Here is a 15,332-nt window from a genome sequence, read left to right as displayed (position 1 = left end):
GTAAGAGTTAATGAAAAATTATTTTCAACTATCTAAACATTTTTAAGTATAGCATTTGTCAATAACATTTACTGTACTTTTACAAAATTCAAAAACAATAAAAAGATTTTAAATACAACCTTTATGCTCTTTAATTCTCTTAATTTTTGTTTGTTTTTACCCCTTGTATTTTTTTTGTATTGGTTTGTTACCCATAAAAGTTACAAGCATCAAAATATTCTTTTACTCGTAGCAAGTTATTTTTTTTATGCTTGTTGGGATTATCGTTTTATGTTTTTGTTGTTTTTTTCAACTTTTTTGGATTATTTCACGGGACTCAAAATGCAAGAAGTTTCCACGAAAAATCAAAAAAAGTTCTGGTTTTGGTTGAGTATAGCCATTAATCTTGGATTTCTTGGATTCTTTAAATATTATAATTTTTTTGTCACCTCATTTGCTGAATCACTTGCTTATTTAGGTTTTCATGTGGAGGTATGGACATTACAAATTATTTTACCCGTGGGGATTTCTTTTTACACCTTTCATGGGCTATCCTATGTGATTGATATCTACAATGAGAAGATTACACCGGAACGCAATTTCATTGACTATGCGGTTTTTGTGAGCTTTTTTCCCCTTTTGGTCGCAGGTCCTATTGAACGGGCTACTCATTTGTTGCCACAAATACAGCGTTCGCGAAAATTTAATTACTACCAAGCCGTTGATGGTTTGCGTCAGATACTATGGGGCATGTTTAAAAAAGTAGTTATCGCAGATAATTGTGCGGAGTATGCCAACATTATTTTCAATGATGCAGCACATCAATCGGGTAGTAATTTAGTAGTAGGTGCCCTATTTTTTACCTTTCAAATTTATGGGGACTTTTCGGGATACTCAGATATTGCATTGGGTACTGCACGTTTGTTTGGGATTGAGTTGTTACAGAACTTTTCGTTCCCCTATTTCTCACGCGATATCGCCGAATTTTGGCGTCGTTGGCATATATCGCTATCCTCTTGGTTTCGCGATTATCTCTACATTCCCTTGGGTGGGAGTAAAGGCGGGACTTGGATGAAAGTGCGTAATACTTTTATCATTTTTTTAGTGAGTGGTTTTTGGCATGGAGCCAACTGGACCTTTGTGGTGTGGGGATTCTTAAACGCACTTTATTTCTTACCCTTATTGTTGACGAAATCCAATAGAAATCACTTAGGAATTGTCGCTGCTGGAAGCGTTTTACCCTCTATGCGCGATGTATTTCGCATTGGACTAACCTTTTCTTTAACCGTTTTTGCATGGATTTTTTTCCGTGCCAATTCATTAACGGATGCTTTAGAGTATGTGAGCGGCATATGTAAACCTTCACTATTATCTTTACCAACCATTTTACCTTATAGTATTTTTGGCTTGTTATTCTTTTTCATTCTTGTGGAATGGTTAGGTCGAGAAAATCAATATGCGCTTCAACGTTTTGGGTTTAAATGGCCTAAACCCGTTCGTTTGTCTTTTTATTATGGACTTCTTTTTTTAATCTTTATATTTATGGGGAAAGAACAAGTTTTTATTTACTTTCAATTTTAATGTAGATGAAAAAATTTTTATATAAAATTGGTATTTTCTTAATCCCTATCGTAATTATAATCATTATTTTACGGTATTATATACACGTAGAAAAAAGTAGTGCGCAACATCATAAGCTTCCTAAAAATATAGAAACTTTGATTTTGGGACATTCGCAGCCTGAAACTGCTATCAACGATTCATTACTTCTCAACTGTAAAAATTTTTCGCAAGGGGGAGAATCTTATTTATTTACCTATGCCAAGTTGCGGTATTTGGTGGAAATCAATTCACAGCTAAAGAAAGTCTATTTGTCATTTACAAATAATCAAATTTCCCCTTTAATGGAGGATTGGACATTTGGTGATCGATACATACAATCAAAATATACCACTTATTTTTACGCATTGTCATCCAGTGAACAATATCTTCTTTGGCGTACTAGTTTTAAAAGTTTAGTCCAAGCAGAATATACACTAATGAAGTCAAACACTATTCATCTTATAAAGAATAAGGGGGCAATAAAAACTCCACTTTATTGGGGTGGCTACTTGCATTTAAAACGGTTTAAGACGGATTCGTTATTAAAATCAAATTATTTAAATACACTCAAGGAAAATCAAAAACTTGGAATTTCTAAAACAAATCTTCATTATTTGGATAAAATTGTTCGTTTTTGTGCCCAAAAAAACATAAAATTGATTTTTTTTAGAACTCCGATTCACCCAAAATTATTTGATATTCTGAATGAAAAGCAATTCCAAAGGTTACGACAAAAAAAATATGCATCGATTCCTTTTGTTGATGCAGTTCATTTTCCCATATCTAATGGAGCATTCGGGGATTTAGAGCACTTGAATTACAAAGGGGCAGAAAAGTTTACGATCCATTTCAAAACTTTAATGCAGAATCAATAAAAGCATTTTTAAAATTTCACATCTTGAAGAAAAATTATGATTTGGATTTTTTGTTTTCTAGGAGGAGTTTCAATAACGTTTATTTTAGTTGATTTTGCCAATCATTTTTTTATTTGGCAAAGTCGCATCAAAATTGGACGCTTACAGGACGAACCCTGGCAAGAAGCCGTTCAAAAACGCGCCTTGCGGTGGTTGTATCATACGCCTACCGCCAAGTTGACCGATCAGAGTCGTTTGATTTTGTGGGATATGCTTCGCGGGAATTATTCGCGTTCGACCATACAAGTTTGGCAAAAAGCGTCCTTGTTAATCGGGTTGACCGATGTGGCGGTACGCAACCAAGACAAGGCCTTGCAAGCCGAGCTTAGCCGTTTTGTAGCCGGATTGTTTACCCCTCAAGGGACTTGGAAGACTCCTCCGAAAGAATCGGATTGGATTATGCTCTCGCATGCGGTGATTCGTATCCCGTGGATTGACGTGACGCGCTATCAACCTGCCTTTGAGGAGTCGTTGGCGTTATTGCATTCGCTACAAGGAGAAGATGGTACTGTCGCCTACAAAGCACACATGCGTGGGTATCGTTTTGTGGATACGATAGGATTTATATGTCCGTTTTTGGCGGTATATGCACAAAAGTTTAACGATGAAGCTGCTCTGACTTTGGCACTCGATCAATGGGGGTTGTTTTACCAAAATGGTATGATGACCGGCGGAGGTATTCCTTGCCATACCTATCATGTGGCGACCAAAATTCCAGTGGGATTGTTTGGTTGGGGTCGTGGATTGGGCTGGTATAGCTACGGATTGTTGGAATTGTACCATGCCCTTCCGGAGGGACATGCCCGTCAACAGGAATTGGAAAAGGCGTTGCGAGCTTTTGTTGAAGCGGCGTTACCTTTTCAGCATGCCGATGGGAGTTGGAGTTGGTTGCTATTTGACGCGAAAGCGCGAAAGGATTCGTCTATCACCGCAGTTATGGGGTGGACGCTCTCGCATTTGCCTCCTTCCTTACAAACGGAAGCCACCGCGAAAGCTGCGCTATCGGCACGCCGCTATTTACAAAAAGTGACCCGTCGCGATGGGGCAATCGATTTTTCACAAGGGGATACCAAAGGGATAGGCGTCTATGCCCAAACGTTTGAGGTATTGCCTTTCACTCAAGGTTTTGCGTTGCGCATTGCATTTTAGATAGTATGATGCGGATTCTCTATATCACCAACGGCATCGATGGTTCGGGAGGACTCGAGCGGGTACTTTCATTGAAAGCCTCTTGGCTCGCCGATACCCAAGGGTATGAGGTGCATATTTTGGTGCTGAATGAAGCCTACCAACACCCTTTTTTTTCCTTTAGTTCCAAGATTATTTTTCATTCCATTCGAGTGGGTGGAAATCCTATAGCTTATTGGCGTACCTATTCCAAAGGTTTGATTGCCCAAGTGGAGGCGATTCAACCCCAATTGATTTTGGTGTGCGATGATGGATTTAAAGCATTTTTGACCCCTCTTTTTTTAAAAAAACGAGCGCCGTTGCTTTATGAACGTCATGTTTCACGTGCGGTATTTACAGGAACACAAAAGGGGTTGTTATCACGCCTTTTTAAGCGCATTCAAGCACAACTTATCACGTTTTTGGCGGCGCGGTTTGACCGTTTTGTGGTGTTGACGGATAGTAATCGCGAGGAATGGCCGATTTCGAATTTGACCGTTATTCCCAATCCCTTGCCTTTTTATCCTGATTCCGTATCGCGTCAACGGGAGAAGGTTGTGCTGGCGGTGGGGAAGCAATCGTATCAAAAAGGCTACGATATGTTACTTCACGCTTGGGCCAAAATTGAAGCGGATTATCCCGATTGGCGTTTGGAAGTGTATGGCAAATTGGATGCAAATCAAGGATTGGAAGGCCTTGCCGATACCTTGCAAATAAGTTCATCGGTACATTTTTATCCGCCTCAAAAAGCTATCACTGCGCAATACGAAAAGGCGTCGCTTTATGTGATGTCTTCCCGTTACGAAGGTTTTGGTATGGTACTGATTGAGGCCATGGCGCATGGGTTGCCCTGTGTTACTTTTGATTGTCCGTATGGGCCTGGCGATTTGGTGCAACACGAAGCAACGGGTTTGGTCATTCCTCCTGGGGATGTTGAAGCTTTAACGAAAGGAATGGCCCGTTTGATGGGCGATGCATCTTTGCGAGAGGCGTGGGGAACAACCGCACGAGCTTACGTTACAAAATATGCTATGGATACCGTGGGGCATCAATGGGTTGCCTTATTTGAATCAGTAGTTGGCGCTAGAAATTTCGACAAAAATGGATAAAATGAAAGTGCTTTTTACCACAGATCAAATTTATAAACACGGAGGCATTGAAAAAGTGATGGCCCTAAAGGCCAATTATTTTGCCCGTACATTAGGGTACTCGGTTACTATTTTAACCACCGAGCAAATGGGTAAAGCGCCCTGTTATCCCTTAGATCCATCGATTTCTCTTATTGATTTGGAGATCAATTATGTGCGCCATAAATCGTATTTCCATCCCGTCAATTTTTTTCGGGTGTTTACACATTATCGGCGGTGGCACAAAGCCATGCAAACTTGTACTCCCGATGTGGTGGTGGTTTGTAACTATGCTTTTGATTTTTTTTGGATCCCGTTTCGCGTTGGTTCTCAGGTAAAAACCTTTAAAGAATATCACTCTTCCCGCTTTTACTACCATCAAAGTCGCCAAAAGGCTTCAATTTTTCGTCGCTTATGGGATCGATTTTATGGTTATTTTGAATCGAAATACACGAAAGTTGTGGTGTTGAATCCCGATGAAGTGGCGTTTTATCCCCAAGCACAAACCGTAGTGATTCCGAATCCCATGGCTCGTTTCCCTCAACAGGCGTCTCTCAAGGCTACAAAGGTTATAGCCGCGGGACGTTTAGCCCCGGTAAAAGGTTTTGAACGTATGATTGCCCTATGGCGTGACGTTGTGGTGCAGCATCCGGAGTGGCAATTGGATATTTATGGCGAAGGAGAACCCGAGTATATCGCCCAGTTGCAGCAGTTGATTCAACACTATCAGCTGGATCAACATGTTTTTTTTAAAACCCCTGTTCCCAGTTTACAGCCGGTTTTATTGGACTATTCCTTTTATTTGATGACTTCTTGGACCGAGTGTTTTCCGATGGTTTTGCTGGAAGCGTTAAGTGTAGGGTTGCCCATTTTGGCCTACGATAGTCCCACAGGTCCTCGGCATATTGTCACTCACGAGGAAGATGGATTTTTGGCTCCAGAGGGTGATAGTGCTATTATGCTTAAAAATATTACTTTTGTGATTCTTAATGCCCAAGAACGACAAGCTATGGGTGCCCGCGCATACAACCATAGTAGTCGTTTTGAATTGCCCATTGTCATGGCTTCTTGGCAAGCTTTAATCGAAAAAAAAGGATAATTTCTTGAATACACTCGTCCCGTTACCGATATACACCGACCTGTTTTACCATTTTACTTTGGTGATTTGTATTCTTTTGATATTCAACTGTTTTACCCGTGATTTAACCTTAACTTCCAACCGAAAATTTATTTCAGGGATTGCTTTTCTGGTCTTTGGATTGGTGTTGTTGCACATGGGCTTACGTCCAGTCAACTACCGGTTTGGTGATATGATTCTTTACTATGCCGAGTTTGTAAATATCATGAACGGTAATCCTCCTAAGGGGAAAGTGGAGTATTTGTTTGAATCCATGATGGTTTTTTTCGCCGGATTTAGAGCACCCAATCTTTTCTTTTTTACCTGTGCTGCCCTGTATATTATCCCTTTATACATCGCGTGTAAACGTTTTTTTAAAGATTATTGGGGCTATGCCTTTTTGATGATGGTGTTTTCTTTTACGTTTTGGCCCTATGGGGTGAATGGGATTCGAAATGGCATCGCAGCTTCTCTTTTTTTGTTGGGGTTGTCAGAACCCAAAACCTATCGAAAATACATCTGGTTTATCATTGCCTTATTTTTCCATAAGTCCTTGATTTTACCTCTTGTCGCTTTTGTTGCAACGTCCTATTACCGAAATATAAAAATGTATTATGCCTTTTGGGTGCTTTCGATTCCCGTATCCTTGGCATTGGGAAGTGTTTTAGAGGGATTTTTCTTGGGATTGGGATTGAGTGAGGACCAACGTTTGGATGTGTATATGGGGGAATTTGATCAAGACAATGAAGGGGTTGAGTTGAAAATAGGTTTTCGTTGGGATTTTATTCTATTTAGTGCAATGGCGGTACTTTCGAGTGCTTATTTTATTTTTAAAGAAAAAATGAAAGACGCTATATTTCAGCAACTCACGTCGGTTTATTTGTTGGCGAACGGATTCTGGATTTTGATTATTCGTGCCAACTATTCCAATCGATTTGCGTATTTGTCGTGGTTTATGATGGGGCTGTTGTTGGTATATCCGTTGTTGAAATATCAATTTTATAAAAATCAAAATAGCGTTTTAGGCGCCATTATCCTTTTTTATTTTCTATTTGGGTATTTCTTAAATGTCGTTCTGGTATGAGAAAAGCAATTACGGTATTTACACCAACCTTCAATCGGGCCTATTGTTTGGGGCAGCTTTATGAAAGTTTGTTAAGGCAAACAGCCTCCGATTTTTGTTGGCTCATCGTGGATGATGGTTCGTCGGATACTACGAAGGATTTAGTAGCGGGATGGATTGCCGAGCAAAAAATTCCGATTACCTATCTTTATCAAACCAACCAAGGGATGCATGGAGCGCATAATACCGCTTATGCTCACATCGAAACACCCTATAATGTTTGTATTGATTCGGATGATTATATGCCCGATGATGCGATTGCTCAAATTTTAGCCCATCTTCCCCAACTCGAAGCGTCGGATTGTGCCGGGATGATTGGTTTGGATTGTGATCCTCAAGGGAAGCTCATCGGAACGGCTATTCCGGAGCATTGGCAGCGTGGAACCTTAAATGATTTGTACCGAAAAGGGGTTACCGGCGATAAAAAAGTGGTCTTAAAAACACAGGTGGTGCGTCAGTTTCCCCCGTATCCCATCTATCCGGGTGAAAAGTTGGTCCCACTCGGAACGCTTTACCTACAAATCGATCAACAGTATACTTGGTTGTATACTAATGCTCTTTTATGTGTGGTCGAATATTTAGCCGATGGATCTTCAAGAAATATTTTTAAGCAATATGAGCGAAGTCCCAATGGATTTTTTTATTCGCGATTGATAGAGTTGCGTTTTGGTCACTCTTTTATATATAAATTTACCCGTGCAATGCATTTGGTTTCTTCCGCTATTTTTGGTCGCTTATCCTTGTTTAAAAATAATCCAGAAAAAGTGATTACCTTGTTGGCAATTCCATTTGGGATACTATTTCACGGATATGTATTATTTAAAATAGCCAATGAGAATCCTGCAAGTAATTAATAGTTTAGAAACGGGTGGTGCTGAAAAATTAATCGTTGATACAGTGCCCGTTTATGTTCAATCCGTGATAATGGATGTCGCGGTGCTTAATGGTAAAGAGGCTCCTTTTAAATCAATTCTTACGAATAAAAAATGTTGTACCATCATTTCCATCGGGAAGTATAGTGTCTATAACCCTATATATATTTTAAAACTTATTCCGATAATACGAAAATATGATGTCATACATGTACATCTTTTTCCAGCATTTTATTGGGTAGCCTTTGCCCATTGGATCTCTTTCAACAGAGCCAAATTGGTTTACACAGAACACAGTGTAGTTAATCGAAGACGCGAACATTTTTTGTTGAAATGGATTGATCGTTGGATATATCGAAAATACAAGTCTGTAATTTCCATCACTGAAGCTGTACAATTCGGTTTAAAGGAAAGTCTTGGGAATCAAAAAAACTTAGAATACATTATCCCAAATGGAGTTGATTTGAACCAAATCAATTCGGCTATGGGTTATTCTAAGGAAGTTTTTTTCTCAAATTCGTCATGTTTAATTCTACAAGTGGCTCGTTTTGGATTCCCGAAAGATCAAAAAACAGTTATAGAAAGTTTAGTTTATTTGCCCGAAAAGTTCAAGCTGCTATTAGTGGGAGATGGCGAAGAATTATCAGCTTGTAAAGCGCTTGTTCAAGAACTTAAATTGAACGACAGGATACTATTTTTAGGAATGCGAAATGATGTACCTGAGTTATTAAAAACGGCCGATATTCTTGTTTTATCTTCGCTGTATGAGGGATTATCACTTTCATGTATTGAAGGGATGGCTAGTGGAAAACCATTTGTTGCCTCAGATGTGCCAGGTTTAAAAGAAATAGTTACGGGATCAGGCCTTGTCTTTGAAAGTGGTAACCCAAAAGAATTAGCTTTAATTTTTCAAGAATTAGATGTAAATCCGGAATATTATAACCAAATTGCAGAACGTTGTAAAAAGCGAGTGGAAGATTATAGTATCGATGCAATGATACAAACCCATCTACAACTATATCAAACACTAATCAATTCATAATCCATGTGTGGCATCAACGGATTTATTTCTAAAAAAAATCTTGGAGTTGAAAAACTCGAGAGCATGAATGCGTTAATTCATCATCGTGGCCCTGATGAAGGAGGCATTTTTCATGAAGTTAATCAGGGAATGACTTTTGGTATGGGCATGCGTCGATTGTCCATTATCGATTTAGGAAGTGGTAAGCAACCAATGTATTCCGACGATTTACAAAAAATTATTGTATTTAATGGCGAAATTTATAATTATCAAAATATAAAAGCTTCGCTGCAAAATGAAGGAGTGCAATTTAAAACTACTTCAGACACAGAAGTCCTTTTAAAGTTATATGAAAAAAAAGGAACGGCTGCCTTTGCCGATTTGGACGGAATGTTTGCTTTTTCCATTTATGATAAAACACTCAATAAAGTGTTTATCGCTCGAGATTTTTTTGGAGAAAAACCATTGTATTATCTTGCAAACGCCTCAGAAATAATTTGGTGCTCTGAATTAAAATCAATAATTGATTGCCTCGATTTTCAGCCTACAATTGATAAGAAAGCATTGGAGTTGTATTTTCAATTAACGTATATACCTGCACCTTTCACAATTTATAATGGGATTCATAAGTTAGAACCCAATCATTTTATTGCGATTGACCGTGCAACACTCGAATATACGCTAAACGAAATTCCGCAACATAAAGAAACGATAGCTCAAAATTCAAAATCCCATCACGTTAAAGAGGTCCGAGATTTGGTCACAGAGAGTGTATTATCACGGTCTATTGCTGATGTTCCCTTAGGTACATTTTTATCAGGAGGTGTTGATTCCTCGATTGTTTCAACGGTTTTAGCACAACATTCGTCCCAAAAAATTGATACTTTTTCTATTGCCTTTGAAAACAAAAGTTTTGACGAATCTGAAAAGTCAAGATGGGTTGCACAAGCCATTGGGAGTAAGCATCATGAGTTTCGTGTTGCTGAAAAAGATCTTGAAAAAGACATCGATGCGATTCTTTTAAATTTTGACGAACCCTTTGCGGATTCTTCTGCATTGGTTACCTATTTGGTTTCAAAAATGACCCGTGAATATGTTAAAGTAGCATTGACTGGGGATGGCGGGGATGAAGTTTTTGGGGGATATAATAAATACTATATGGGGTTGATCAACTCAAAATACACCCAAATCGTCCATAGAAAATTCCATGAAAAGGGGATTGTTAAGATTATTGAAAATTTATTGCGCTCGGGTGTTGATGATCGTGGAATACGATTTAAGATTAAGCGATTGTTGAAAGCCATAGATTATGAAGGTGATTTTTATTATCAAATCATTTCCTTAGCTTTTCAATCTCAAGAATTAGCAAATTTGTTTGCAAAGGATTGGGAAGTTCAACATGCACTTGCCTATTATAAAACGCAATGTAAGTCGAAGCGTTTTACATTAACGGATTTTAGAAATATTGACCAACAAATTAGTTTAGAAGGCGATATGTTGGTAAAAGTGGATCGTTCCAGTATGCTTGCATCTATCGAATGTAGAGCTCCATTCTTAAACAAAAAACTTTGGAATTATACCCAACAATTACCAGAACACTACCTTTTAAATCAATGGGATAAAAAACATATATTAAAAGAGGCCTTTAAAAATGAATTTCCTAAAGGGTTTTTAAACAAGACCAAAAAAGGGTTTGGAGTTCCCGTTGGTGATTGGTTGCGTACCATTTTAAAACAGGAATTAGAGTCATATATAACAGATACCTTTATCCAATCACAAGGATTATTTCAAAAGGATACCATCCAAAAATTAGTAGGAGATCATTTGACAGGAAAAAGTGACAATACCTTTCGAGTATGGACTTTTTTTTGTTTTCAAAAGTGGTATACTACAACGTATAAAAAAAAGTTATATGGCTAAACCTAAGTTAGTACGTATTACTACTGTTCCACTCTCCTTAGACAAGCTTTTGGAAGGTCAACTCAGTTATATGGCTTCGCATTATGAGATTGTGGCAGTGTCTTCGGAGGCTTCCTATTTGGAGCGAGTTGCCAAACGCGAAGGGGTACGCTACCATCCCGTTTCGATGACGCGAAAAATAACCCCTTTTCAAGATTTGAAGGCAGTGTATCAATTATATCGTTTTTTTCGAAAAGAAAAACCCTTTATCGTTCATACCCATACACCCAAAGCGGGATTGGTAGGCATGTTGGCCGCTCGCCTGGCCGGTGTTCCTCATCGGTTGCATACGGTGGCAGGATTGCCTTTGTTGGAGGCTAATGGGATAAAGCGACTGATTTTGAATGCGGTAGAACGATTGACGGCATTTTGCGCTACCAAAGTATATCCCAATTCCAAGGCTTTGTGTCAAATTATGATCCAAGAGCGTTTGGCCCCTGCCCAAAAATTGAGTGTGATTGGGGCTGGGAGTTCCAATGGGATTGCCACAGCCTATTTTTCAAGAGCTCATTTTTCAGCAGAAACATTAACTGAATTACGAGAAACCATTAGGTTATCCTCGGCTTTTGTGTTTGTTTTTGTGGGTCGCCTTGTGGCCGACAAAGGGATTCATGAGTTGGTTGCTGCGTTTCAAGCCTTACATGAAAAAGGAGTTGCTTGCCAATTGTTGTTGGTTGGACCCTTAGAATCTGAATTGGATCCGTTGCAAGCAACCACTTTGGAAGTGATTGCAGAACATCCCCATATTTTTACTACCGGGTATCAAAACGATGTCCGTCCTTATTTTGCTTTGGCCGATGCTTTAGTATTTCCCAGTTATCGCGAGGGTTTTCCGAATGTGGTATTACAAGCGGGAGCGATGGAGTTGCCATCGATTGTGAGTGATATCAACGGTTGTAACGAGATTATTGAACACGGTGTCAACGGTTTGATTGTCCCTTTAAAATCGGTACAACCGCTGTTTGAGGCCATGTATACCTTGGTAACGGATATGGATTTACGAAATCAAATGCAAGCGAATGCCCGCAGCTCGATCACTCAACGCTATGAACAGCAAGTAATTTGGGAAGCCATTTTGGAAGAATATCGTACCTTTGACCGTAATGAATAAGGCGTACCAACATCTCATAAAACCTTTTTTCGATCGACTGTTTGCTACATTTGGACTGTTGATAGCCCTTCCTATTTTGCTTTTGGTGACCTTTAGTTTGGCCTGGGTAAATCAGGGTAAACCTTTTTTTATTCAAGCGCGTCCTGGGAAAAACGGAAAGATTTTTCGCATTTACAAATTCAAAACCATGAACGACCGAAAAGATGCAGAGGGGAAGTTGTTGCCCGATGCCGATCGATTGACTCGTGTGGGCGCTTTGGTTCGAAAAACTTCCTTGGATGAGTTACCCCAATTGTGGAATGTGTTGAAAGGCGACATGAGTTTTGTAGGGCCACGGCCTTTGCTTACCCACTACCTCCATTTGTATGATGCTTTTCAAAATCGTCGGCATGAAGTAAAGCCGGGGATCACAGGGTGGGCGCAAGTCAACGGACGAAACGCAATCTCATGGGACCAGAAGTTTGCTTACGATGTTTGGTATGTTGATCATATTTCCTTTTTTTTGGATCTAAAAATTTTAATGAAAACCGTCAAAAAAGTCCTCATTCGTGAGGGAATCAATGCGGCAGATTCCGCTTCAATAGAACCGTTTCATGGAAACTAAAGTACTTTTATATGGGGCCAGCGGGCATGGCAAAGTGGTGTTGGATATTCTCCAAGCCCTAGGCATCGTGGTCAATTGTATTTGTGATGATCATCCTAAATTTCCTCACATTCATGGTGTTCCCGTCGTGTCTAATAAGGAAGTTGATTGGAAACAAAACTATGTGATGCTTTTTTCGATCGGGAACAATGCCATCCGGGCTGCTTTGGCCCAACGGTTTGCGGGACCCTACATAACGGCTGTTCATCCCCAAGCGGTTATTTCCCCACGTGCTACTTTAGGAGAGGGGACGGTGGTCATGGCAGGTGTGGTGATCAATACTGATGCGCGAGTGGGAGTGCATAGCATTATCAATACAGGGGCGACCTTAGACCATGATTGTGTGGTGGGCGACTTTGTGCATATTTCGCCAGGGGTAGCTTTGGCGGGTAATGTGACTATTGGTTCGGGCACACATGTCGGAATAGGGGCCTGTGTGATTCAAGGGGTGACTATTGGTAAAGGGTGTACCATTGGTGCCGGTGCGGTCATCATTCGCGATGTACCCGATGGTGCTGTGGTCGTAGGGAATCCAGGTAAAATAATAAAATACACTAAGGCACATGAATAATACTAAAATATGGTTGTCTTCGCCCCACATGGGTGGCAACGAGCAAAAATATGTCCAAGAAGCTTTTGATTCCAATTGGGTCGCCCCCTTAGGTCCGAATGTAAGCGGATTTGAATCGGATTTAGAGCAGTATTTGGGAGGTCACTATCCCGTGGCGGCACTGAGTTCGGGAACAGCGGCTTTACACTTGGCGTTGATTATGGCTGGGGTAACCGCAGGTGATGAGGTAATTTGCCAATCAATGACGTTTTCCGCTTCGGCCAATCCTATCGTGTATTTAGGCGCTATTCCGATTTTTGTGGATTCAGAACCTGTAACGTGGAATATTTGTCCCCAAGCCTTGGAAGAAGCCATTAAAGATCGAATGGCGAAAGGGAAAAAACCCAAAGCTATTATAGCGGTACACTTATATGGAATGCCTTTTCAAGTGGACGCGGTTGTGGCATTGGCGCGCGCCTACGACATCCCATTGATTGAGGATAGTGCTGAGGCGTTGGGCAGTCACTACAAGGGGCAGTTTTGTGGAACGTTTGGCGATTTTGGCGTATTATCCTTTAATGGCAACAAAATCATCACTACTTCTGGTGGAGGGGCATTGGTTTGCCGCACGACAGCACAAAAAGACCATGCCGTTTTTTTAGCGACACAGGCCCGTGATGCAGCGCCGCATTATCAGCACAGTCATATTGGGTATAATTACCGTTTGAGTAACATTTGTGCGGGAATTGGTCGGGGACAAATGGAGGTTTTGGATAGCCATATTGCTTTGCGCCGTAAGATGAATGAATTTTATACGAATTTATTTGAGTCCAAAGCAGGCGTTCGTGTTTTTCAAGAGCCGAGTGCGGACTATTTTTGTAACTTCTGGTTAACGGCTATAGTGGTCGATCCCTTGCAATGCCATGGAAAAAATCGCGAAGATTTGCGTTTGAGCTTGGAGGTAGCGAATATTGAAAGTCGCCCTTTGTGGAAGCCTATGCATTTGCAACCTATATTTGCTTCGGCTCCGTATTATGGGGGTTCGGTTGCGGAACAATTGTTTGACGATGGTTTGTGCTTGCCTTCTGGGTCCAATCTCAACGATAACGATTGCGAACGAATAGCTCGTATAATAAATTCTTTTTAGTTTTTTTTAAGAATTAAAATTCCCTAACTTTACCTCAATAATTAGGTTGTATTGGAGGATAAGGATAGACATAATTATTTTGCCCTATTTCGAAGAACGTTTGCGGATGTGAATACTTCGTTTTCTTTTCGGAACCTCGGGTATTTGCCACGTTGGCTCATTTTATTGTTGGATGTGTGTATTGTTTCACTCTCCAGTATTATTACCTATTTTTTATTTAAAGGGCTTCGTTTGTCGTATGTTCCCGACAATTCCCTTTCTTTTGCCTTAGTATTTTATTTGCTTATCAATGTATTTTTCTTTTGGTTATACCGCACCTATTCTGGTATTATTCGCCATTCTTCGTTAATTGATGCGTTAAAATTATTCTTTTCACAGTTGTCAACCTTCGTTGCGATTTTGGTTTTTAATTTTATTGTAATTGTATTTACTAACGCAAAAGTATATCTAACGACGGGCGCCTTTATCAATGCCGTATTATCGTTCAGCTTTTTATTTTTTTATCGCTTGGTAGTGAAGCAAATTTTTGATCGAATGTATACATCTACTACCGATGAGCATCGCATTTCTGCCATCATTTACGGGTCGGATGCCAATGCTATTGCTGTAGCCAATGCCTTGCTTTCCGAACGTCCGGGTCGATTTAAGTTGTATGGTTTTATCGATAAAGACAATCAGAATTTTACGAAACGAATTTTAAATCTTCCTATTTTTCAAATCCGCAAAAGTATTCCTGTATTGCTGCGTTCCAAAGGGGTAGAAGCGCTGATCATTGCCGATCGATCGCTGACCAAAGAGGAGCGTTCGATTATCGTGGACGAATGTATTGAGTACGGATTTAAAGTGTATACGTTGCCAGTTGTTGCCGATTGGGACGATCAAAAAGAAATTTCTAAAAAGATTAAGAATTTTGAAATTCACGATTTATTGGAGCGCAAGCCGATTACGTTGGATACCCAACTGATTTCGGAGTATTTGCAGGAAAAAACGATATTGGTGA

Annotated in this window: 14 protein-coding genes; all 14 read left to right on the top strand. The window is 39.9% G+C overall.

Features of this window, described 5'->3' with window-relative positions; translation table 11 throughout:
• Window positions 1–123: 123 nt before the first annotated feature.
• Window positions 124–1,560, top strand: coding sequence for an MBOAT family O-acyltransferase (locus ABWO12_RS03335; RefSeq protein ID WP_353087207.1), 1,437 nt, complete (start codon window positions 124–126; stop codon window positions 1,558–1,560).
• Between the two features lie 5 nt (window positions 1,561–1,565).
• Window positions 1,566–2,456 (top strand): LB_356 family protein, encoded by an 891-nt coding sequence (locus ABWO12_RS03330; protein WP_353087205.1) that lies wholly within the window; start codon window positions 1,566–1,568, stop codon window positions 2,454–2,456.
• A gap of 36 nt (window positions 2,457–2,492) precedes the next feature.
• On the top strand, window positions 2,493–3,644 hold the full coding sequence (locus ABWO12_RS03325; RefSeq protein ID WP_353087203.1) for a glycoside hydrolase family 88 protein: 1,152 nt from the start codon (window positions 2,493–2,495) through the stop codon (window positions 3,642–3,644).
• A 5-nt stretch (window positions 3,645–3,649) separates the two neighbouring features.
• Window positions 3,650–4,771, top strand: coding sequence for a glycosyltransferase family 4 protein (locus tag ABWO12_RS03320; protein WP_353087202.1), 1,122 nt, complete (start codon window positions 3,650–3,652; stop codon window positions 4,769–4,771).
• 1 nt (window position 4,772) lies between these two features.
• Window positions 4,773–5,888: a glycosyltransferase gene (locus tag ABWO12_RS03315; protein ID WP_353087200.1), complete on the top strand. Its 1,116-nt coding sequence runs from the start codon at window positions 4,773–4,775 to the stop codon at window positions 5,886–5,888.
• Between the two features lie 4 nt (window positions 5,889–5,892).
• Window positions 5,893–6,990, top strand: coding sequence for an EpsG family protein (locus ABWO12_RS03310; RefSeq protein WP_353087198.1), 1,098 nt, complete (start codon window positions 5,893–5,895; stop codon window positions 6,988–6,990).
• Window positions 6,987–7,883 (top strand): glycosyltransferase family 2 protein, encoded by an 897-nt coding sequence (locus ABWO12_RS03305; RefSeq protein WP_353087196.1) that lies wholly within the window; start codon window positions 6,987–6,989, stop codon window positions 7,881–7,883. Before ABWO12_RS03310 ends, ABWO12_RS03305 begins: the two co-directional genes overlap by 4 nt.
• Complete coding sequence (locus ABWO12_RS03300; RefSeq protein WP_353087194.1) at window positions 7,861–8,943, top strand: glycosyltransferase; 1,083 nt, start codon at window positions 7,861–7,863, stop codon at window positions 8,941–8,943. Before ABWO12_RS03305 ends, ABWO12_RS03300 begins: the two co-directional genes overlap by 23 nt.
• Before the next feature lie 3 nt (window positions 8,944–8,946).
• A complete protein-coding gene (gene asnB, locus ABWO12_RS03295) occupies window positions 8,947–10,842 on the top strand; it encodes an asparagine synthase (glutamine-hydrolyzing) (protein ID WP_353087192.1) in 1,896 nt (631 codons plus the stop codon).
• Complete coding sequence (locus ABWO12_RS03290) at window positions 10,835–11,992, top strand: glycosyltransferase family 4 protein (protein ID WP_353087190.1); 1,158 nt, start codon at window positions 10,835–10,837, stop codon at window positions 11,990–11,992. Before asnB ends, ABWO12_RS03290 begins: the two co-directional genes overlap by 8 nt.
• Window positions 11,985–12,596, top strand: a complete 612-nt coding sequence (locus tag ABWO12_RS03285) for a sugar transferase (RefSeq protein WP_353087188.1) — start codon at window positions 11,985–11,987, stop codon at window positions 12,594–12,596. Before ABWO12_RS03290 ends, ABWO12_RS03285 begins: the two co-directional genes overlap by 8 nt.
• Entirely contained in the window at window positions 12,586–13,206 is a 621-nt protein-coding gene (locus ABWO12_RS03280) for an acetyltransferase (protein ID WP_353087187.1), read from the top strand. The genes ABWO12_RS03285 and ABWO12_RS03280 overlap by 11 nt, the downstream gene beginning before the upstream one ends.
• Window positions 13,199–14,332 (top strand): DegT/DnrJ/EryC1/StrS family aminotransferase, encoded by a 1,134-nt coding sequence (locus ABWO12_RS03275; RefSeq protein ID WP_353087185.1) that lies wholly within the window; start codon window positions 13,199–13,201, stop codon window positions 14,330–14,332. The genes ABWO12_RS03280 and ABWO12_RS03275 overlap by 8 nt, the downstream gene beginning before the upstream one ends.
• Window positions 14,333–14,383: 51 nt before the next feature.
• Window positions 14,384–15,332, top strand: a 949-nt coding sequence (locus tag ABWO12_RS03270) for a nucleoside-diphosphate sugar epimerase/dehydratase (RefSeq protein ID WP_502902904.1), incomplete at its 3' end; no start/stop codon positions are given.

It is taken from the genome of Flavobacterium sp. (genome assembly GCF_040379285.1).
Taxonomy (GTDB): Bacteria; Bacteroidota; Bacteroidia; order Flavobacteriales; family Flavobacteriaceae; genus Flavobacterium.
The sequence above is the reverse complement of the archived record's forward strand: the minus strand, read 5'-3'. Positions and strand labels throughout refer to the sequence as shown.